Below are 20,675 nucleotides of genomic sequence, written 5' to 3'. Positions count from 1 at the left end.
CATGAACAACTCGGTTACGAACACTGCCCGGTTGCTGGGAGCGGGGCTGCGCGCCCTGCTGGTGTTGACCGTGCTCACAGGTGTGATCTACCCGCTGGCCGTCACAGGTGTTGCCCAGGCGGTCTTCCCGGGCAAGGCGAACGGCTCGGAGATCAAGTCCGAGGGGAAGGTGGTGGGTTCCTCACTGATCGGTCAACAGGGCTACGACCTGGACTATTTCCAGTCCCGCCCGGCCAACGGCCTGGGTGTGAACTCGGTCAACACGCAGTACAAGCTGATCCTGTCCGGCGCGACGAACCGCTCGGCCGACAACCCCGACCTGATCAAGTGGGTCAAGGAGGCCAAGGCCAAGGTCGTCAAGGACAACTCGACCGCCGACTACAAGGTCAGGCCGTCCGACGTACCCGCCGACGCGGTCACGTCCTCCGGCTCCGGCCTGGACCCGGACATCTCCCCGGCCTACGCCGAACTCCAGGTCCACCGGATCGCCGAGCGTGACGGTCTGTCCGTCGCCCGGGTGCGGAAGCTGGTCGACGACCACACGGAGGGCCGCACCCTCGGGTTCATGGGTGAGCCCCGGGTCAACGTCCTCGAACTCAACATCGCCCTCAGGGAACTGATCAGGGGCCAGTGATTCCGTGATGACCCGGGTGCTGGTCGTGGACGACGACCCCCAGCTCGTACGAGCACTCGTGATCAACATGCGGGCACGCCAGTACGGAGTGGACGCGGCGCCCGACGGCACCACGGCCCTCCGGCTGGCGGCGGCCCGTCGGCCGGACGTCGTGTTACTGGACCTGGGCCTGCCCGACATGGACGGTGTCGATGTCATCAGGGCGCTGCGCGGCTGGACCCGCGTACCGATCCTGGTGCTGTCGGCGCGCCGGTCGTCCGACGAGAAGGCGGCGGCGCTGGACGCGGGCGCCGACGACTACCTCACCAAGCCGTTCGGCATGGACGAACTCCTGGCCAGACTGCGGGCTGCCGTCCGCCGCACGGAAGAAGTCCCGTTCGCGCCCGGGACGACGGTCGTCACGACCGACGACTTCGTCATCGACCTGCGTGCCAAGAAGGCCACGCGGGCCGGCCGGGACATCCGCCTCACCCCCACCGAATGGCACCTGCTGGAGATCCTGGTGACCAATCCGGGGCGCCTCATCAGCCAGAGGCACCTGCTCCAGGAGGTGTGGGGCGCCGCCCGGCGCAGCGGGTCCAACCATCTGCGCGTCCACATGGCCCAACTCCGCCGAAAACTGGAGTCGGACCCCGCGCATCCGCGCCACCTGATCACCGAGCCGGGGGCGGGGTACCGGTTCGAGTTCTGACGGGCGCGGGCGGGTGCGCGGGTGCGCGGGTGCCTGAACGGTACGGGCCTACGGACGTCGGTTCGCTGTCCGGGGCACGCGGCCGATCATGCTCGGGCCCTCCGCGCGACGGTCACCTCCGCCCGGAGTGCCGTCACGGGGTTCGCGACGTCGTCGGGCGTGACCTGCGCATCCAGGGTGGGCGCGCAGCGACTGGTGGGCCCGGCCGAGGATACGGCCGCGGACATCGGCGACGACCGTGGACGCGCCCGAGGCGGTGATCTGCGCGGCGGCCAACAGGGCTTGTGCGGCCCGCAGTTCGCACCGCCGGGCGGGACGGCGGCTCGCACACCCGTTGGCCGGCATACGCTCCGACTCCGTCACCCGGCGGCTCGGCCGACACCGCCAACGCCCGCGGGATCGCTGAGGTGTTGGCGCGTCGGACGACACTCTGATCGAGGCTGGCCGTTCGTGCCGTTCGTCCCGGACATCAGCGTGCCTCCCCCACCTCGGGCACGGCCCGTACGACGGGATCGAACACGCCTGTGGTGTCGGCGACGAGGGCCGCGTCCGGCCGACCGTACTCGCGCGCCGGATCACCCGCCCCACCGGTCGCCCGTGCCCACTCCGGCGCCAGGCCGTGGACGAAGCCGACCAGATCGGCGTGCATCGCGGCGGCCAACTCCACGGGTGGGTGGGGCCCGAGTGCCTGCGCGCTGCCCGGCGCGTCGAGCAGGTCGAAGAAGAAGGGGATGTCGACGCAGTGCCCGGCGCCCCCGAGTACGGGGGAGGGCCACTCGAAGGAGTACAGCCAGGTACCGGCGCCGCCGTCGCGGCGAGCGGCGGCAACGCGTGGGCCGACGGCCCGGAACAGGGTGTCCGTCACCCGGGTGCCCGCCGCGCGGGCGGCGGCGAGTTCGGCCGGACTGTACGGGCTCGGATGCGGGTTCTCCGGGGCGGCACCGCAGTCGAACTCGTCGCCCGTCGCACCGAGCAGCAGAGGCACGTCGTGTCCGTGGCCGGAGAGTCCTTCGATGACGGACACCGGCAGGACGTCGTCGCCGATCACCGGCCCCAACGGGAGTATGTCGTCGCCGAGTTCGTCCCGCAGGTCGATGACGGCCCGCTGGAGTTGCTCCACGCCGAGGCTGCCGAATCCGGCTCGCGCGGGCGGCACCCCGACCTGCTCCCCGAGCCGTTCGACGAACCGGCGGGCCGGCTCCCGCTCCCCTTCGACGAGGACGCCGGAGATGCTGACCGCGCGCTGGAAAAGGCCGTGAGCGGCCGGCGACGAGAGCAGCGCGAGTACCGCCGCGCCCCCGGCCGACTGACCGGCGAGGGTGACCCGGCCGGGATCACCGCCGAACGAGCCGATGTTCTCCTGGACCCAGTCCAGTGCGAGCAGCAGGTCACGCAGCCCGAGGTTGGTGGGTACGTCGTCCAGCGGGGCGAATCCGTCGACGCCGAGCCGGTAGCCGACGGTGACGCAGACGACGCCGTCCCGTGCGAAGGAACGGCCGTCGTACCAAGGACTCGCCGGGCTGCCCGCGAGGAAGCCGCCGCCGTGGATCCACACCAGGACCGGGCAGGGCGCCGCGTGACCGCCGGCCGGTGCGGGAGCGACGACGGAGAGGTTCAGGATGTCGTCGCCGGGCACCGACGGCTCCGGCACGGTGGTCGTGGCGAACAGGGGCACGCGTTGCGAGGTGGGCCCGTGCCGGGACGCGTCGAACGGCCCCGGGAACCGGCCGCGTCGGATCGGCGCCGCGAACCGCCTTACTCCGGTGGGTGGTTGGGCGTACGGGATGCCGAGGAAGCGCTGCACGGGCCCGATGCGCCGGCCGACGACTGGGCCGGCGGGGGCGGGGGCGTGGACGGTGACCGGGATACCGGCGATGTGGTGGATGTGGTGGATGCGGTCGATGGGGGGTCACCGCTTCCCGATCCGGAGATGCCCCGTACGAAGGAGCGCTGGAGGACCCCGTGGGCGCGATGTGGCCTGTGAGGCTGATGGCGAGAAAGCTATGAGCGGGGCATTTCGGCCGGGTGGCGGACCCGTCACGAATAATTTCGGAACTTGTAGCCAAATCGATCCGTCATGAATTGCAGCATTTGCGCATTTCCGCTCACGGCTCACGGCTTATGGTTCACGGCTGCGCTCGTGCCGAAAACGGGTGGCGGGTGAGGGAGGCGAGCGTTACCGTCTCGGACGATGACTACCAACTCCCTTCACAGATCGGGGGTCCCGTCCGCGCAAGGTGAGTGCTGATGCTCACTGAGAACGCGTATGGGGACACCCACCTCTCTTACTGGCCGCGCGTACGAGAGTTCGCCGTGCCGCCGTCCATGATCGCGACCGCGACGGCCCGCCGCCTGGCCGGGGACTGGGCGGGTGCGTGTGCCGCCGCCGGCGTCGATGTCGATCTGAACCTACGGTCCGTGGCATGCGCCCACGGCCGGGAACTCGCGGAGCAACTCCGCGCCGATCTACGTCACTTGGTGCCCGACCTGCTGCGCTGGCATCTGCCGAGGATCGCCCCCGACGGGCTGTTGCGCCCGGGACTGACCATCGGCCTGGCCCGGTACGACGCCTCTGGGCGGGCCGGCGCCCACCCGGTGCACCTCGTGGCCCGCACCGCACCGGCCTGGGCGGATGCCGGCCAGCGGATCAGCCTCACGCTGTGGGACGGATCCCACGCGGACGCGGGCGCCCACCGCTCCGCGCATCCGCACCCCAGCCGGCGGTTCCGCCTCGATCTGCACCGCCACCTGTGGGACGCGCGCAGAACCGATGAACTGCGAGCCCGGTCCGGCGCGGACCGGCCGCCCGGCGGCGACTGTCCGGTGCCGTCGGCCCCGGATCTCCTGGCGCAGCTGCCGCAGGGGCGTCGCTGTGCCGTGGATCGGTGGGCGGCCGAGGCCCGGCTGCTGCTCGACGCCGACGGGCGGTCCACCGGTGCCGGGGCGGGCGCGGGCACCGACACCGGCACGGGTATCGGAACGGGCGCCGGCTCCGGCACAGGCGTGGGCTCCACCAGCTCCGGATCCGGCACGGGCACGGGCCTCGCCTCCGGCTCCGGAACGGGCGTTGGTTCCGGCACAGGCGTGGGCTCCACCAGCTCCGGTACCGGCGTTGTCACGGGCACGGGCACGGGCACCGTCACGGGCACGGGCCTCGCGTTCGGCTCCGGCATGGGCCCCGGCGCGGGTATGGGCCCCAGTTCCGGTTTCGGCACGGGAAGGGGATCCGGATCAGGTTTCGGCGCGGGGGTCGGCCCCGGGTTAGGTTCCGGCCCGGGCACGGGTTTTGGTATCGGCCCCGGAATGGGTGCTCGCCCCGGCACGGGCCTGGGCACCGGTGTGGGAATCGGCCCCGGAACCAGCACGGGTACCGTCATCGTGCGGGTCGGGGCCCGGCAACGGCTGCTGCTGGATCTCGTCGCGACCCCGGACGGCGGCGGGCCGCCCACGCTGCGGATCTCGCGGGCGCCCACAGGCGGCCGGACCTCCGCACTGCCGGTCCTGCCCGACGCGGCGACCTGGGTGCTGCCCGACCTGGAACTCATCCGCGCCGGCGCGATCGAGCTGGACCGGCTGCACCCGCTGGTCGCCTCGGCACTCGCACCGCACCGTCCGCCGACCGGTCCACCCCGGGACCCGGACCGCGCCGGTGAGCCGCGCCTGGTGGAATGCCGGGGCGCCCGGCACCGGATCGGCCTGGTCGACGGGGCGCTCGCCCCGCTGGACCACGACCCGGCCGAGATCCGCCGGGAAGAACTCCTGGCCGAGCTGACCGGTACGCCACTGCCCTGCCTGCGAGCCATCGACGAGGCCCACCGTCACCCGGACTGCCTCACCGGCGTCCGCGAACGCCTGGACCACGGCGACATCGCCGGCGCGCTGGCCGTCGTAGAAGGCCTCCTCGGCCCCGACGCGGTGCTGCGCGGCGGCGCCCTGCGTGACGAGCTGGAAAGTGCCGCCGAGCGACGGATCATCTACGGCCTGTTCAGGGCGGGCCTGACCGGCCCCGGACCCGGGTCCGGATTCGACGGCTTCCGCACGGACGGCGGCCGTACCCGCGACCACCGCTCCCGCCCGCGCCAGGCGACGTTCCGCTGACCTGGGGACGCCCGTCCCCACCCCCCTCGGCATCCACTCATCACGAACCCAAAGGTGATCAAACATGGCCCCAGGCATCTCCTTCGCAGCTCCCGAGACCCCAGTACCGACAACCCTCACGGCGCGACCCCGCACCCCCCAACTCGACATCGCGGCCCAGTTGTTGACCCTCCTGCGCGATACCACCACCGAACCCCGTCCCGACACCCGGCTGGAGGCCCTGACACTGGCCGTGGCCGCCGACCTGCCCGTGCTCCTGTGGGGTGAGCCGGGGATCGGCAAGACCGCGGCCCTGACACAGCTGGCCGCGGCCCTCGACCTGCCCCTCACCACGGTGATCGCGAGTGTCCACGAGCCGTCCGACTTCTCCGGGCTGCCCGTCATCGGCGACGATCCCGCGACGCACGGCGTCCCGATGGCACCGCCGGACTGGGCGGTACGACTCGTACGGGCCGGCCGGGGGCTGCTGTTCCTCGACGAACTGTCCACCGCGCCGCCCGCCGTTCAGGCCGCCCTGCTCCGACTGGTCCTGGAGCGGCGGATCGGCGCCCTCCAACTGCCGCCCGGCGTAAGGATCGTGGCCGCCGCCAACCCCCGGTCCTCGGCCGCCGACGGCTGGGAGCTGAGCCCGCCCCTGGCCAACCGGTTCGTCCATCTCCAGTGGACCCACGACCACGAGGTCGTCGTACGCGGCCTCGGTGGGACCTGGCCGCGGGCCACCCTGCCAAGGCTCGCGCCCGAGAAACTGACCGAGGCCGTGGACTTCGCCCGCCGCGCGGTGTGCGGGCTGCTCGACGCCCGTCCCAAACTCGTGCACCTACTACCGGGCAACGAGACGCGCCGGGGCGGCGCCTGGCCGTCTCCCCGGAGCTGGGACATGACCCTGAGCCTGATCGCCTTCGCGACCGCCGCAGGCTCCTCCCGGGAAGTCCTCTCGCTGTTGGTGAGGGGCACGGTCGGGGACGGTCCGGGGCTGGAACTGCTGGCGAGCCTGGACCGGATGGACCTCCCGGACCCCGAGTCGCTGCTCGCCGACCCGGCGAGTGCCGTCCTGCCCGAGCGGGGCGACCTGCGCCAGGCCGTGCTGGACGGCGTGGTGGCGGCGGTCCGGGGGCGCCCGGAGAGGGCCCGCTGGGACGCGGCGTGGGCGCTGCTGGTCCGGGCGCTGGAGACCGGGGCTCCGGACCTGGTGGTCGTCCCGGCGACCACTCTGGCCTCGCTGCGCCAGGAGGACTGGGACGTGCCGGCGGAGATCGAGAAACTCGCCGGAGTCGTGTCCCTGTCCCGGCGGGCGGACCGGGCGGCGGGTCGCGTGGCCGCCCGGGAAGGGGCAGGGGCGGGAACGAGGGGCGGCCGATGAACACCGACGCGCCGGGCACCCTCGCCCTCGACCTCGACCTCGACAAACTCTTCGCCGCCCGGCTGCACGCCGTCCGGGCCCGCCCGTACCTGGCCACGGCACTGTTCGCCCTGCACCCCGTCGAGTCACGGCAGGTCCCGACGATGGCCGTCGACCGGCACTGGCGGTGCTACGTCTCACCGGCGTTCGTGGACCGGATGCCGGTCGAGGAGCTAGCCGGCGTGTGGGTGCACGAGGTGTCGCACCTGCTGCGCGACCACCACGGGCGCAGCGACCGCTTTGCCCGGGAACACGGGCTCACCGGCCCCGGGGAACGGCTGCGGATGAACATCGCCGCGGACTTCGAGATCAACGACGACGTGTTCGGCGAGGGGCTCGTCCGCCCCGAAGGTGCCGTCCAGCCAGGGGCGGCGGGGCTTCCGCAGGGCCTGCTCATGGAGGAGTACCTGAGCCGGTTCCAGCTCGCACCGAACATGATGAGCCTGTACTGGCTCGACTGCGGCAGCGGCGCCGACGGACTGGGCCGGGAATGGGAGCTGGGACCGGACGGCGCGCACGGCCTGAGCGAGCAGGAACGGGACTCGGTCCGGTTCCGGGTCGCGCAGGGCATCAACGGCCGCCCCGGGAACGCCCCGAAGGGGTGGCGGCGATGGGCGGAGGAGGCGTTCCATCCGCCGCTGCCATGGCGGGAGTTGCTGGGAGCGGTGGTCCGCTCGGCGGCTTCCGGCAGCGGCGTGGGCGAGGACTACACCCACGGTCGGCCGGCGCGCCGCTCGGCCGCCCTGCCCGGTGTCGTCCTGCCGAGCCTGCGACGCAGGCCACCCCGGGTCTCCGTGGTCATCGACACCTCCGGGTCGGTCAGCGACGCCGAACTGGGCAGCGCCCTCCTGGAGGTCGCGGCGATCTCCCGCGCGGTGGGCGGCCGACGGGACCTGGTCACCGTACTGCCGTGCGACGCGGCGGCCCACATGGTGCACACGCTGTGCCGGGCCGAGGGGATTCCCCTGATGGGCGGCGGTGGCACGGACCTGCGCACCGGCTTCGCCAAGGCGTTGCGGGCGACCCCGCGTCCCGATGTCGTCGTGGTCCTGACCGACGGTCAGACGCCCTGGCCGGACACCCGGCCACCGTGCCGGACGGTGGTGGGTCTGTTTCCCCGGCAGCCCACGGCCCGGCAGTGGGGCGAGAGCGAGGGGGACGACGACTACGTACCGGACTCGCCGCCCGACTGGGCACGCGTGGTTCGCATCGGGTAGACGTCCATCGTCCTGAACCCCGCCTTCTTCCGGCCAACAGGACTGAAAAGATGGGCCGATGAGCACCCCTTCCTCACTTCTGTCGGCCTTTCGGCCCAAGGTCCAAGAGCGGCTCTACGACTTCTACGAAGAACTCCGCAGCGCCGACGACCTCTTCTGGGACCGGCGCACGGGCGCCTGGATCGCCACCGGGCATGCGGTGGTCAGCAGCGCGGCGAATCACCCGGGACTGTCCTCGGTGCGCTACCCCGACATCGAGGCCGTCCCGGAGGAACTGCGGCCGCTCGCCCGGGTCCTGAGCCGGCAGATGCTCTACAACGACGCCCCCGACCACCCCCGTCTCCGCGCCCTGATCAGCAAGGCGTTCGCTCCGCGTGCGGTCGCGGCACTCCGTGCCCGGATCGTCGAAGCCGTCGACCGGATCATCACCGCGGCGGCTCCGACCGGCCGGATGGACATCGTCGCGGACCTCGCCCGTCCCCTGCCGCTCACCATCATCTGCGACCTCCTCGACGTACCGGAGGCGGACCGCGACGCCGTCGCTGCCTGGTCCGAGCCGGTCGCCGAGGCCATCGGCAACTCCCGGCTCGACGCGGACCGCAACCGCGAGGCCTCGCAGAGCATGGCGGACATGCTCGCGTACCTACGAGAGCTCCTCACCCGCCAGGACACCCCGCCGGCCCCCGACACCCTGCGCGCGACGGTGACCGCACAGGCCGGGAACACCGACCAGGATCTCGATGAACTCCTCGCCAACTGCGCCCTGTTGCTGATCGCCGGACACGAGACCACCACCCACTTCATCGGCAACGCCACCCTCGCCCTGCTCCGCGACCCGGACGCGGCCGACCAACTCCGCCGCAGGCCCGAGCTGATGCCCGCCGCGGTCGAGGAACTCCTGCGTTACGACGCCCCGGTACAGCTGATGCTGCGCAGGGCGCGGCACGACCTGGACCTGTCGGGCCGCAGGATCGGCGAGGGGCAGACGGTGCTCCTGGTGTGCGGCGCCGCCAACCGGGACCCGGCCGTCTTTCCCGATCCCCACGTACTGGACTTCGAGCGGGCCGGTTCCGGCGGACGGCACCTGTCGTTCGGCCACGGTCCGCACTTCTGTCTCGGCGCGGCGCTGGCCCGGCTGGAGGGCGCGATCGTCCTGGAGGCACTCCTCACCCGGCTTCCCGACCTGCGGCTCGACGGCTCCGAGCCGCCACGATGGCAGCGCAGCCTCAACTTCCGTGGCCTCACCCGCCTGGACGTCGCCTTCACCCCGGCCTCTGGCGCCCACACCGGCGCCATGCTGGCCACACCTGCCGACGGTGCCGCCTCCGGCCTCGCCCCCGCGCCACACGTCGGCGGCTGCCCGGTCCGGCCCGGAGCCGGCGAAGTCGCGGGCGCCTGACCACTCGGGAAAGGTGCCCTGTTCCGGCTCCACGCACGGTGACGGGCGAGCCCGGTTCCTCGGTCGGCATGATCGTGCCGCTGTGCCGTTGACCGGCGGAAACGCCCGTCACGTCGCAGGGGCTGTGGCCCCGGCCCACTGTCCGACCAGGATTTCGGGTGTGTGGAAGGGGCGGGGCTGGGGACTCGGTCGGTAGGTCAGGTTCGGCGTCCCATGGGGCTGAGCCTGCTCAGGTTCCTCTGGTTCGGACTTTGTGCCGGGGGAGCCGCCCGCCCGGGGTCACGGAAGGCCACCCTGCTCGCAGACCTGCCGGGCGACCTCGTGGAGCTTGGTGTTGTTCTGCTGCGAGTAGCGGCGCAGCACGTCGAAAGCCTGCTCCTCGGTGATGTGGTGGCGGCCCATGAGGATGCCCATCGCCTCGCCGATGACGTGGCGGGTGGCGACGGCCCGTTCCATCTGGGCGTGGGTGCGGGCGCTGGAGAAGGCGACCGCCGCGTGCGAGGCCAGCAGCCACCCGGCCAGCTCGCTGGCCTCGGTGAAGGCACCGGGTCTTCTGGAGTACAGGTTCAGTGCGCCAAGGTCTTCGTCGTCGGTGAACAGCAGGAAGCCCATCATGCTGCCCACTCCGAGCGCCTGGGCCTGTGGGGCGTAGGCGGGCCAGCGCGAGTGCTCGTCGGTGACGTCGGCGATGCGGAAGACCCGTTCTCCCTGGGGATTGTGGGCCGCGTCGAAGCACGGCCCCTCACTCAACCGCTCCTGCAGTTGATCGCTGTCGACGGCAAGCTGGTCGGTCGGGGCGAGAGTCTCCACCTTGTTGCCCTGCAGCACCAGGATGCCGGCCGCGTCGCAGCCCTCCACCAGCTCGGTGGCCGACTTGGTGATCCGCTGGAGTGTGGCATCGACCGACTCCTGCGCCAGGAGATCCCGCGCCATCGACGCCATCTGCTGTGCGAACCGTCCCCAGTCCACTTCACTCTCCGCCTCTCGTCCGGTCCGGACAAGCCTCATACCCAGTTTTCCACGCGCGCCGCAGAAGGGCCTCGGTGGCGCCGCGATCGGTTCTCACTCCCCGTTTCGGTCAACGCCGTCGCCGGCGACGGCACGGAAGGGACGGTCAAGGCGGGCACCCGTGACGAAGGTGGCCGCAGCGTGATCAATGGCGTCGGCCGACCTGAACTGCACGGTCCGGTCCATCTGGTGAGTCAGCAGGGCTGCGGGGTCCACATCGCGACCGATTCCTGCCCCGACGATTCTCGAACGTGTGTTCAGGTGCGACCGGGTGGATCAGAGAGCAGGATGTACGGGGCATTGGCACTCACCCCGAGCCCGGGTTCCGGGCAACTTCCCGGGTCAGGGTCCGGCGGCGGGAATTGCGGACCGGAACTGTCCGCAAGGGGAGCTAGCGTGCGGAGCATGCAGAACACGGCGAAGCAGAACAAGGCGACGACGGCCTCGGCGAAGGCGGCTTCGGCCGCCGCCCCGACGACGAGCACCGGGCCGGCCTCGACAGGCGCGCCCGCCGCCGCCGCGGCCCCCGTCCTCGGCCCCCGAGCCCTCAACCGTGCCACTCTCGCCCGGCAACTGCTCCTCACCCGGTCACCGATGTCCGCCAAGGACGCCCTCGCGCACCTGCTCGGTCTCCAGGCGCAGAACGTGAAGCCCCCGTACTACGCCCTCGCCGCCCGACTCGACGGCTTCGCCCCCGAGGACCTGTCCCGGCTCATGGCTGACCGGGAGGCCGTTCGCATCGTCACCATGCGCTCGACCATCCACACCCACACCGCCGCCGACTGCCTCACCCTGCGCCCGCTCGTCCAGCCCGCCCGGGACCGCGAACTCACCTACTTCCGCAAGGGACTTGTAGGCGTCGACCTCGACCGGCTCACCGCCCTCGCCCGTGATCTCGTCGAGGCCGAACCGCGCACGATGAAGCAACTGCGCGAGGCGCTCCTCGTCGAGTGGCCGGACGCCGACCCGCAGTCCCTGTCCGTCGCCGCCCGCTGCCGCCTCCCGCTGGTCCAGGTCACCCCGCGCGGCCTGTGGGACCGCAGCGGCCAGGTCGCGCTCACCACCGCCGAGCACTGGCTCGGCCGCGCGGCCCAGGAGACGCCGGCGCACGGTACCTCGGCCCTGGACACGACCGTGCTCCGCTATCTCGCCGCCTTCGGCCCCGCCTCCGTGAAGGACATGCAGACCTGGGCCGGTCTGACCCGGCTGCGCGACGCCTTCGAACGCCTCCGCCCGCAGCTGCTCACCTTCCGGGACGAGCACGGCACCGAGCTCTTCGACCTCCCCGACGCTCCCCGCCCCGACCCCGACACCCCGGCGCCGCCGCGCTTCCTGCCCGAGTTCGACAACCTGCTCCTCTCGCACGCCGACCGCACCCGCGTCGTCCCCGCCGACCTCAAGGGCCGTACCTGGACGGGCAATCAGGCGCACTGCGTCCTGCTCGTCGACGGTTTCCTCGTCGGATTGTGGCGCCTTGAGGACCGGACACTCACCGTCGAGCCCTTCGGCAGGCTCACAAAGGACCAGCGGGCGGCGGTGGTCGAGGAGGGCGGGCGGATGCTCGCGGCGCTGCACGAGGGAACGGCGTACGACATCCGGTTCGGCACCGTCGTGCGTCGACAGGACCGGAATCAGGACCGGAAACAGGAACAGGAACGTGGATAGGGGGCGTTGCGGACCGCTCGTGGCCGGTCCGCAACGCCCCCTGGCATTCACCTGAGGGGTCCCCAGGAGACTGTGGTGGCAGGGCCCTTGCCGCCGCAGGGGCCCCTGGTGACTACCTGCCCGATGGTTACGACGCGACCTGCGTCGCCACCAGGCTCGAGAAGGTGGTCAGCCGGGTGTAGACCCCGGGGTAGCCGGCCGCCGCGCAGCCCTCACCCCAGGAAGTAATACCTGCCAGGACGCCGCCGATCATCAGCGGGCCGCCGCTGTCGCCCTGGCAGGTGTCAACGCCACCGGAGGTGTATCCGGCGCAGACCATGTCGCTCGCGATGTAGCTGGAGCCGTACGAGCTGGTGCAGCTGGCGTTGGAGACCGTCGGGACGGTCGCCGTGCGCAGCTGGTTGGAGGAGCTGCCGCTCGAGGAGGTGGTGCCCCAGCCGATGATGCGGGCGGTGGTGCCGGCCGCGTACACGCTGGTCTGGGACGAGGTGACGTAGGACGCCGCGGTGTACGGCATCGAGGTCGCGAGGGTCAGCACGGCCACGTCGTCGCCGTTGGTGGCGTCGGTGTAGCTCGGGTGGATCCAGATCTTGGTGACCTTGCTGACGGTGCCGTTGGTGCCGTTGCGGTAGGTACGGCCGCCGACGACTCTGACGCTGCTCGTCGTCTCGTCGACCATACAGTGGGCCGCGGTCACGACCTTGGTCGCCGAGACGAGGGTGCCACCGCAGAACTGGTTCTGTGAGGCGTCCGTGATCTGCATGACGTACGGGTACGTCGCCGCGGTGGTCGTGGAACCGCCCACGATGGGCTGGGGTGCGGCGACGGCCCCGGGGGCGGCGATCAGCGCGGTGGACGCGGCGGCAGCGGTGGCCACCAGAACAGCGGCGGCCTTCTTGGCACGGGCGAGCCCGAACATGGGTTCTCCTCTTGTGGGGATTGCCGGTGGGGGGACGCGCGGGTGTACGTGGGGGGTTTCTGCACGGGGCGGTGGTGCTGCTCCGTGTGCCCGGCGAGCGGCACAACCACAAGGTAGGAGCCGGATAAGGCCCCTCCCAATGAGGGAACCCCCTAGGGGAGTCGGGGCAGGGAAAACCCTCGGTCGTACGGGGTCGACGGCACGGTACGGTGAGAGCGCAAGGATGGAATCCGCGCAGGTGCACGGCCGTACGGCGGGCATGCGGGCGTTACTTGGGGTGGCGTCCCGCCGCCAGCCTGACGATGTCCACCCGAGACCGGATGCCCAGTTTCCGGTACACCCGGGTGAGAGTGGCCTCGACCGTCTTGACGCTGATGAACAGGCGTCCGGCGATCTCGCGGTTGGTAGCGCCCTCCATGACGAGCGCCGCGACCTGACGTTCCATCGCGGCGAGCCCGTCGAGCGCGGCGACCGCCTGCGGCTGCTGAACGAGCGGCTGCGGCGCGGGATTCGGCACGGTGGCCGCGTCCACCCTGCGCAGCCAGGGCAGCGCGCGGGAACGTCTGAACAGGCGTGCCGCCTCGTCGTACGACGTCGGAGCCGGAACGGGGCCGGGCCCCGGCGGTCCGGTGCGCAGCTCGGCCAGAGCCAGGGCGGCCCGTGCCTCCTCAAGTCCATAGCCCAGCTTGGCGAGTCGGTCCTGCGCGGACGTCAACTGGGCCAGAGCCGCATCGCGTTCACCGCGCGCGGCACGCACCAGCGCCTCCGACCGGTCGAGCACCGCGAGTACGCTCTCGCGCCCCAGCCGCAGCGCGTGGGCGCGGGACACGTCGATGACCTCCTGCGCCTCGTCCAGCTCGCCGACGCGGACCAGCGCCTCGGCGAGGTCGCCCTGCCAGCGTCCGCGCGCCGGGTCGTCGACGCCGAGATCGTGCTCCAACTCCCTTGCCCGGCGCAGCGACTGCACCGCGCCCGGCGCGTCGCCGGCCACCAACCGGGCGTATCCCAGGGCCGCCTGGGCCCGGGACAGGTACATCAGGTCGCCGTTCTCCTCGGCGTGCTCGACCGACTCCCGGGCCAGCGCCAGTGCCCGGTCCACGTCACCGCCGGACGCCTCCGCCAGCGCGGCGAGCATCGCGGAGGCGACCTCGCCGATACCGGTGTCCCGGGCCAGCCGCAGGCTCTCCCTGGCCAGGTCGAGCGCCCGGCCGCAGTGTCCGCAGCGCAGTTCGGTCTCGGCGAGACCGCGCAGGAAGTGCACCTCGCTCTCGACCGACCCGCGCCGGCGCACCTCGCGCAGCAGGGTGGTGATGGTGGCCCGCGCCTCGGGCAGCTGGTCGCTCATGATCAGCCAGCGGAACCGGGCCGAGCCGATGCCGTTGTGATGGACGGTCACCTGCGGGTCCTGCGGCTCCTTCAACGCGCGCTTGATGGTCGCGGGTGCGTCCGGGTGGCCCATCAGGGTCTCGGTCTGAGCCTGGAAGGAGAGCGACATCAGCTCCGTGTACCGGTCGCCGCCCCGCGCGGCGAGCTCCGCCGCACGCGCCGCCTCCTCACGGCACTCGGCGAAGTCGCCCTCCACGAGCACTGCCCGCCAGGCCAGTTGGTAGTGGACCAGCGCGAGCAGCCGGGGGTCGTCGCCCGCGTCGGCCAGTGCCTGCGGGAAGACGGAGTCGACCTCCGTCATGGCGTGGCCCGCCGTGTCGATCACGATCATCCAGGCCCGCACCCGCTCCTCGGGCACAGCGGTCCGGTCGAGCACCTGGCGGGCGATGTCCCGCGCCAGATCCAGCTCACCGGCGGTGATCGCGTCTGCGGCGGCCCGCAACCGGTGCTCGTCAGGGTTCGGCACACTGTCGTCCGGGGTGTACCGGGCGGCGAGCAGCCCGAGCGAGGAGGCCACCGTCGGCGCCCCGCGGTCCCGGGCCAGCGCGGCGGCCTCGGCGAGCCGCGCGGCCACCTCCGGATCGGTGCCCTCGGTGGCCAGGGCGAGGTGCCGGGCCCGCTCTATGGGGTCCGACGCGGCCGTGGACAGCGCGGCGTGCGCGGCCCGGCGCTCCTGTGCGCTCGCCTCCGCGTACAGCGCGGCCGACACGAGGGGATGCGCGAACCGTACGGCCGGACCCTCGGGCTCGGTCGCCAGCAGCCCGAGGGCTGCGGCCTGGGCGGTCTCCGCCTCGGCGTTCTCCCGGCCGGCCTCGTGCAGCAGAGCCAGGGTGGGTCGGGCGCCGGCGCTCACCACGAGAAGGGTGCGGCGGGCGTCGTCCGACAGCATCTCCAGACGGCTGAGCACCAGCGCGCGCAGCGAGGTCGGCACCGGCAGCGGCTCACCAGGGCGCGGGGGAGCCGGGTTCTCGGCCAGGGCCCGGCCCAGTTCCAGGGCGTACAGCGGGTTGCCGGCGCTGATGCGGTGGATCTCCCGCACGGTCGAACGCGGCAGGTCGTAGCCCCGGTGCTCGAGGAGTGTCTCCACCTGGGAGCGGGTCAGCGGGTTGACGCGGACCGCCAGGGTGTCGGGTGTGGACGCGCGTAGATAGCGGTCGTACTCCTGGCCGTCCGTCCGCCCGGCGAACAACATCCGGACGGGGTCGTCGCCCAGGCGGCGGGCGGCGAAACCGAGGAGTTCGGTGCTCGCGGTGTCCAGCCACTGGAGGTCGTCGGCGACGACGAGGACGGGCCCCTTGGCGGCCAGTGCGCGCAGCGCGGACAGCACGGCCAGCCGCAGCGCGAGCCCGTCACGCTGGAGCGTGGACTCGCCGCGGCCGGTGAGCGCCGCCTCCAGAGCGACACGCTGGGCGACGGGCAACTGCGCGGACACCTCGTCCAGCGCCAGACCGAGAAGATCGGCGAGAGCGAGGAAGGGGAGATGGGATTCGGACTCGGTGGCGGAGCAGCGCAACACGGTCCGTGCCGATTCGGCGTATTCCGCGGCCAATGTCCGCAGGACGGTGGACTTTCCTATTCCTGCCGTTCCGTGCAGCAGTACGCTGCCGCCGCGCGAAAGCTGCTCGCGCGCCGCGATGAGCGCCTCGTCCCGGCCTATGAGCAGGTCGGAGCGGCATCGGCCAGGCTCCTGGAAGTCCCGTCGCACGGTCACCGCTCCCCTCCTGTGTCGTGTGTGGCCCAATATTAGGCAACAGATCTTTGAATTTCGGACCGATGGCCGGGTGAGCCAAATAACAGGACGATTGAGGCATTGGAAAATTCAAGTCACAAGTGAGTGAATACGCCGTATACGTGTGCGGAGCGTGACGACGGAATCGGTCGGGACCGACAAAACCTCAGGGCAGCAGCCCCGCCCGCCGCGCCGCCACGACCGCCTCCACGCGCGAATGGGCGCCCAGTCTGCGCATCGCCGAGCGCAGATACCCCTTCACCGTCTCCGGGCGCAGCCCCAGCCGCTCCGCCGCGACCGCGTTGGACGCACCCGAGGCGACACACGCCAGGACGTCCAGCTCACGCGGCGCGAGTGCGGCCTCGCCCTCGGGCCGCTCGGCGGCCAGCAGACCGCACGCGTCGAGCAGCGCGCCCCGCAGCTCCGGATCCATGATCCGCGGGGCCAGCACACGCAACGCCGCGTGCGCCTCCCGCACCTGCTCCCACGCCCCGTCACCGGGCCGCCCGGCGCCGACGGGCTCCGGCCGCGCCGTCGCCAGCAGCTCCCGCGCCCGGTCCCGTACGACGAGCGCCTGCTCCACGTCCCGGGCCGCCTCGACCGCCGCGCCGATCGTGCGGTCACCCAGGGGCTGGGCGCTGCGCAGGGCGCCGTACAGCACTCCGCGCACCCGGCGAGCCACGACCACCGGGACCGCCACCACGGAGCGCAGGCCCTCGGCGGCGACCGGGACGTCGTACTCGTGGCTGATCACCCGGGAGACGGAGTAGTCGGTCACCGCGCACGGGCGGGCCAGGGCCACCGCCCTGCCGCCCAGGCCGTTGCCGGCGGTCACCGCGAGCGCGCGCAGTGCCTGGGTGGAGGTGCCGCTCAGTTCGCTGATGCGCATGTGCCGGTGCCCGGGTTCCACCAGCCCGCCGAAGGCGACCGGCAGCCCGGTCACCCGCCGCAGCCGGGCCAGCGCCCGCTGCACCTCAGCCGCCTCGGCCGTGTCTGCTGCCACGTCATCGCCCCTTCGTCGCGGCCCGCTCGTGGTGTGTTCACCGTGCGCACGTCGCACTCACCCCCGTTCGGGGGTAGTGAGACCTCCATCACGGATTACACGATGTCAGAGTGTCGCCCGGCAATGGTCCGGGATCTAGGAGGACTGATGACGACGGTGACCGAGCGCTTCCGCGAGGCGCGGGACTTCCTGCTGGCCCACCGCGAGGACTACGCCACCGCGTACGAGGGTTTCAGCTGGCCGCGCCCCGAGCGCTTCAACTGGGCCCTGGACTGGTTCGACGTCATCGCGGACGGGAACGACCGCACCGCCCTGCACATCGTCGAGGAGGACGGCTCCGAGGCCAGGGTGTCCTTCGCCGGGATGTCCGCCCGCTCCAACCGGGTCGCCAACTGGCTGCGCGGGCTCGGGATCCGCCCCGAGGACCGTGTCCTCGTCATGCTCGGCAACCAGACCGAGCTGTGGGAGACGGCCCTCGCCGCGATGAAGATCGGCGCCGTCGTCATCCCCGCCACCCCGCTGCTCGGCCCCGCCGACCTGCGCGACCGCGTCGAGCGCGGCCGGGTCGCCCATGTCCTGGTCCGCGCCGAGGACACCGGCAAGTTCGACGAGGTGCCCGGCGGCTACACCAGGATCGCGGTGGGCGGCGCCCCCGAGGGCTGGCAGCCGTACGAGGACGCCCACGAGGCGCCCGCGGAGTTCACGCCGGACGGGCCGACCCACTCCGACGACCCCCTGATGCTCTACTTCACCTCGGGCACGACCGCCCGCCCCAAACTTGTCGAGCACACCCACGCGTCCTACCCCATCGGGCACCTGGCGACCATGTACTGGATCGGCCTCAAGCCCGGCGACGTGCATCTGAACATCTCCTCGCCCGGCTGGGCCAAGCACGCCTGGTCCAACCTCTTCGCGCCCTGGATCGCCGAGGCGACCGTCTTCATCCACAACTACACGCGCTTCGACGCCGCCCGGCTGATGGCGGAGATGGACCGCGCGGGCGTCACCTCCTTCTGCGCCCCGCCGACCGTCTGGCGCATGCTCATCCAGGCCGACCTCACCCAGCTGCGCACCCCGCCGCGCGAGGTCGTGGCCGCCGGCGAGCCACTCAACCCCGAGGTCATCGAACAGGTGCGGCGCTTCTGGGGCGTCACGATCCGGGACGGCTTCGGCCAGACGGAGACCGCCGTCCAGGTCTCCAACAGCCCCGGCCAGCCGCTGAAGACGGGCTCCATGGGACGGCCCAGCCCCGGCTACCGGGTCGTCCTCCTCGACCCGGTCTCGGGTGAACCAGGCGCGACCGAGGGCGAGATCGCGCTCGACCTGTCCACCCGCCCGGTCGGCGTGATGACCGGCTACCACGGCGACGCCGACCTCACGGCGGAGGCGATGGCCGGCGGCTTCTACCGCACCGGGGACATCGGTTCACGCGACACGGACGGCTACATCACGTACGTCGGCCGGTCCGACGACGTCTTCAAGGCCTCCGACTACAAGATCTCCCCCTTCGAGCTGGAGAGCGCGCTGCTGGAGCACGAGGCGGTGGCGGAGGCCGCCGTGGTCCCCGCGCCGGACGAACTGCGCCTGGCCGTACCGAAGGCGTACGTCGTGCTCGCGGCGGGCTGGGCGCCGGGACCCGACACCGCGAAGGTGCTGTTCGAGCACAGCCGCGAGGTCCTCGCCCCCTACAAGCGCCTGCGCCGCCTGGAGTTCGGAGACCTCCCCAAGACCGTGTCCGGCAAGATCCGCCGCATCGAACTGCGCGAGGCGACGGCGGCCGGCTCGCCGGACGAGTACCGCGAGGAGGATTTCCGGTGACTTCCTACGCCCACGGGACCAGCGACACCCCGCTGCTGGGAGACACGATCGGCGCCAACCTGGACCGGGCCGTCGCGAGGTGGCCCGACCGCGATGCGCTGGTCGACGTGCCCTCGGGCCGACGCTGGACGTACGCCCAATTCGCCTCGGACGTCGATGAGTTGGCGTACGCACTGATGGCGAGCGGGATCGCCGCGGGGGACCGGGTGGGGATCTGGGCGGTCAACTGCCCGGAGTGGGTGCTGGTCCAGTACGCGACCGCCCGGATCGGCGCGGTCATGGTGAACATCAACCCGGCCTACCGCACCCACGAGGTCGAGTACGTCCTCAACCAGGCCGGGATCTCGCTGCTCTTCGCCTCTCTCAGCCACAAGGCGAGCGACTACAGGGCGATGGTCGACGAAGTCCGGGGCCGATGCCCGCAGTTGCGGGAGACCGTGTTCATCGGGGACCCGAGCTGGGACGCGCTGACCGCGCGCGGCACCCCGGTGCCGTTCCCGGAGCTGTCCTGCGACGACCCGATCAACATCCAGTACACCTCGGGCACGACGGGCTTCCCGAAGGGGGCCACGCTCTCCCACCACAACATCCTCAACAACGGTTATTTCGTGGGGGAGTTGATCGCCTACTCCGAACAGGACCGGGTCTGCGTCCCGGTGCCGTTCTACCACTGCTTCGGCATGGTGATGGGCAACCTAGCGGCCACCTCGCACGGCGCGTGCGTCGTGATCCCGGCGCCGTCCTTCGAACCGGCGGCGACCCTGCGGGCGGTGGCCGAGGAGCGCTGCACCTCGCTGTACGGCGTACCGACCATGTTCATCGCGGAGTTGAACCTCCCCGACTTCGCGACGTACGACCTGTCGTCCCTGCGCACCGGCATCATGGCGGGCTCGCCCTGCCCGGTCGAGGTGATGAAACGGGTGGTCGCCGAGATGCACATGGCCGAGGTGTCCATCTGTTACGGCATGACGGAGACCTCCCCGGTGTCCCTCCAGACCCGCCGGGAGGACGACCTGGAACACCGCACCGGCACGGTCGGCCGGGTCCTTCCGCACATCGAGGTCAAGGTCGTCGACCCGGCGACCGGGGTGACCCAACCGCGAGGCAGCGCGGGGGAGTTGTGCACCCGCGGCTACAGCGTGATGCTCGGCTACTGGCAGCAGCCCGAGAAGACGGCCGAGTCGGTCGACGCGGGCCGCTGGATACACTCCGGCGACCTCGCGGTGATGCGGGAGGACGGCTACGTCGAGATCGTCGGCCGCATCAAGGACATGATCATCCGAGGTGGCGAGAACATCTACCCGCGAGAGATCGAGGAGTTCCTGTACGCCCATCCGAAGATCGCCGACGTCCAGGTGGTCGGAGTGCCGCACGAGCGGTACGGCGAGGAGGTCCTCGCGTGTGTCATCCCGCACGAGGACACCGAACCGCCCACCCTCGCCGAGCTGCGGGCCTTCTGTGAGGGGCGGTTGGCCCACTACAAGATCCCGAGCCGGTTGCAGGTGTTGGACGCCTTCCCGATGACGGTGTCGGGGAAGGTGCGGAAGGTGGAGCTGCGGGAGAGGTATGCCGGGGAGCAGTGAGAGCGCCGGTTTCGGCGGCGGGAGTAGTAGCTGCTCGGCAAGGAGTGTGTACGAGGCCGAATTGGCTCGATCGTGCGATGGTCGGCTTCCGGGCTTGCGCTGCTCTGGGCCGTTTGGGTCAGCGTG

General features: G+C 71.7%; 14 protein-coding genes. 9 read left to right on the top strand and 5 right to left on the bottom strand.

All coding sequences use genetic code 11. The annotated features are described in order from the left end of the window. The first annotated feature begins 1 nt into the window (after nucleotide 1). Complete coding sequence (locus G3I56_RS33365; RefSeq protein WP_164415609.1) at nucleotides 2-634, top strand: potassium-transporting ATPase subunit C; 633 nt, start codon at nucleotides 2-4, stop codon at nucleotides 632-634. 7 nt (nucleotides 635-641) lie between these two features. Beyond that, a complete protein-coding gene (locus G3I56_RS33360) occupies nucleotides 642-1,325 on the top strand; it encodes a response regulator transcription factor (RefSeq protein WP_164415688.1) in 684 nt (227 codons plus the stop codon). A gap of 469 nt (nucleotides 1,326-1,794) precedes the next feature. Here the strand turns inward: G3I56_RS33360 and G3I56_RS33355 are convergent, their stop codons facing one another. Next, a complete protein-coding gene (locus tag G3I56_RS33355) occupies nucleotides 1,795-3,192 on the bottom strand; it encodes a carboxylesterase family protein (RefSeq protein ID WP_343240124.1) in 1,398 nt (465 codons plus the stop codon). Nucleotides 3,193-3,572: 380 nt separating this feature from the next. On the opposite strand from G3I56_RS33355, the gene G3I56_RS33350 reads away from it, so the two are divergent. From G3I56_RS33350 to G3I56_RS33335, 4 genes are all read left to right on the top strand, one after another. After that, nucleotides 3,573-5,423 (top strand): hypothetical protein, encoded by a 1,851-nt coding sequence (locus G3I56_RS33350; protein ID WP_164415607.1) that lies wholly within the window; start codon nucleotides 3,573-3,575, stop codon nucleotides 5,421-5,423. Between the two features lie 64 nt (nucleotides 5,424-5,487). Then, nucleotides 5,488-6,783 (top strand): AAA family ATPase, encoded by a 1,296-nt coding sequence (locus tag G3I56_RS33345; protein ID WP_239135254.1) that lies wholly within the window; start codon nucleotides 5,488-5,490, stop codon nucleotides 6,781-6,783. Further along, on the top strand, nucleotides 6,780-8,039 hold the full coding sequence (locus G3I56_RS33340) for a VWA-like domain-containing protein (RefSeq protein ID WP_164415605.1): 1,260 nt from the start codon (nucleotides 6,780-6,782) through the stop codon (nucleotides 8,037-8,039). The genes G3I56_RS33345 and G3I56_RS33340 overlap by 4 nt, the downstream gene beginning before the upstream one ends. Nucleotides 8,040-8,097: 58 nt before the next feature. Beyond that, on the top strand, nucleotides 8,098-9,438 hold the full coding sequence (locus G3I56_RS33335; RefSeq protein ID WP_164415603.1) for a cytochrome P450: 1,341 nt from the start codon (nucleotides 8,098-8,100) through the stop codon (nucleotides 9,436-9,438). Between the two features lie 279 nt (nucleotides 9,439-9,717). Here G3I56_RS33335 and G3I56_RS33330 read toward each other — a convergent pair whose 3' ends face one another. After that, nucleotides 9,718-10,446, bottom strand: coding sequence for a GAF and ANTAR domain-containing protein (locus G3I56_RS33330; protein ID WP_239135253.1), 729 nt, complete (start codon nucleotides 10,444-10,446; stop codon nucleotides 9,718-9,720). Nucleotides 10,447-10,851: 405 nt separating this feature from the next. On the opposite strand from G3I56_RS33330, the gene G3I56_RS33325 reads away from it, so the two are divergent. Further along, nucleotides 10,852-12,111, top strand: a complete 1,260-nt coding sequence (locus tag G3I56_RS33325; RefSeq protein WP_164415601.1) for a winged helix DNA-binding domain-containing protein — start codon at nucleotides 10,852-10,854, stop codon at nucleotides 12,109-12,111. Between the two features lie 127 nt (nucleotides 12,112-12,238). On the opposite strand, the gene G3I56_RS33320 is transcribed toward G3I56_RS33325, so the two are convergent. From G3I56_RS33320 to G3I56_RS33310, 3 genes are all read right to left on the bottom strand, one after another. After that, nucleotides 12,239-13,030: a serine protease gene (locus G3I56_RS33320; protein ID WP_164415599.1), complete on the bottom strand. Its 792-nt coding sequence runs from the start codon at nucleotides 13,028-13,030 to the stop codon at nucleotides 12,239-12,241. A gap of 268 nt (nucleotides 13,031-13,298) precedes the next feature. Next, nucleotides 13,299-16,127 carry an AAA family ATPase gene (locus G3I56_RS33315; RefSeq protein WP_164415587.1) on the bottom strand — a complete coding sequence of 943 codons (2,829 nt, stop codon included), beginning with the start codon at nucleotides 16,125-16,127 and terminating at the stop codon, nucleotides 13,299-13,301. A 184-nt stretch (nucleotides 16,128-16,311) separates the two neighbouring features. Next, nucleotides 16,312-17,148 (bottom strand): LuxR C-terminal-related transcriptional regulator, encoded by an 837-nt coding sequence (locus G3I56_RS33310; protein WP_164415585.1) that lies wholly within the window; start codon nucleotides 17,146-17,148, stop codon nucleotides 16,312-16,314. Between the two features lie 147 nt (nucleotides 17,149-17,295). Here G3I56_RS33310 and G3I56_RS33305 point away from each other — a divergent pair, with 147 nt between their 5' ends. Next, entirely contained in the window at nucleotides 17,296-18,966 is a 1,671-nt protein-coding gene (locus G3I56_RS33305; RefSeq protein WP_164415583.1) for an AMP-binding protein, read from the top strand. Further along, on the top strand, nucleotides 18,963-20,549 hold the full coding sequence (locus G3I56_RS33300) for an AMP-binding protein (RefSeq protein WP_164415581.1): 1,587 nt from the start codon (nucleotides 18,963-18,965) through the stop codon (nucleotides 20,547-20,549). Before G3I56_RS33305 ends, G3I56_RS33300 begins: the two co-directional genes overlap by 4 nt. Nucleotides 20,550-20,675 lie beyond the last annotated feature (126 nt).

It is taken from the genome of Streptomyces sp. SID12488 (assembly GCF_010548275.1).
In the GTDB taxonomy this organism is placed as follows: Bacteria; Actinomycetota; Actinomycetes; order Streptomycetales; family Streptomycetaceae; genus Streptomyces.
The sequence above is the reverse complement of the archived record's forward strand: the minus strand, read 5'-3'. Positions and strand labels throughout refer to the sequence as shown.

Excerpts from the sequence above, each read along its gene's own strand:
- G3I56_RS33305 (WP_164415583.1), top strand. The coding sequence starts at position 17,296 with ATGACGACGGTGACCGAGCGCTTCCGCGAGGCGCGGGACTTCCTGCTG.
- G3I56_RS33365 (WP_164415609.1), top strand. The coding sequence starts at position 2 with ATGAACAACTCGGTTACGAACACTGCCCGGTTGCTGGGAGCGGGGCTG.
- G3I56_RS33330 (WP_239135253.1), bottom strand. The coding sequence starts at position 10,446 with ATGAGGCTTGTCCGGACCGGACGAGAGGCGGAGAGTGAAGTGGACTGG.
- G3I56_RS33350 (WP_164415607.1), top strand. The coding sequence starts at position 3,573 with ATGCTCACTGAGAACGCGTATGGGGACACCCACCTCTCTTACTGGCCG.
- G3I56_RS33320 (WP_164415599.1), bottom strand. The coding sequence starts at position 13,030 with ATGTTCGGGCTCGCCCGTGCCAAGAAGGCCGCCGCTGTTCTGGTGGCC.
- G3I56_RS33340 (WP_164415605.1), top strand. The coding sequence starts at position 6,780 with ATGAACACCGACGCGCCGGGCACCCTCGCCCTCGACCTCGACCTCGAC.
- G3I56_RS33360 (WP_164415688.1), top strand. The coding sequence starts at position 642 with ATGACCCGGGTGCTGGTCGTGGACGACGACCCCCAGCTCGTACGAGCA.
- G3I56_RS33335 (WP_164415603.1), top strand. The coding sequence starts at position 8,098 with ATGAGCACCCCTTCCTCACTTCTGTCGGCCTTTCGGCCCAAGGTCCAA.
- G3I56_RS33345 (WP_239135254.1), top strand. The coding sequence starts at position 5,488 with ATGGCCCCAGGCATCTCCTTCGCAGCTCCCGAGACCCCAGTACCGACA.
- G3I56_RS33325 (WP_164415601.1), top strand. The coding sequence starts at position 10,852 with ATGCAGAACACGGCGAAGCAGAACAAGGCGACGACGGCCTCGGCGAAG.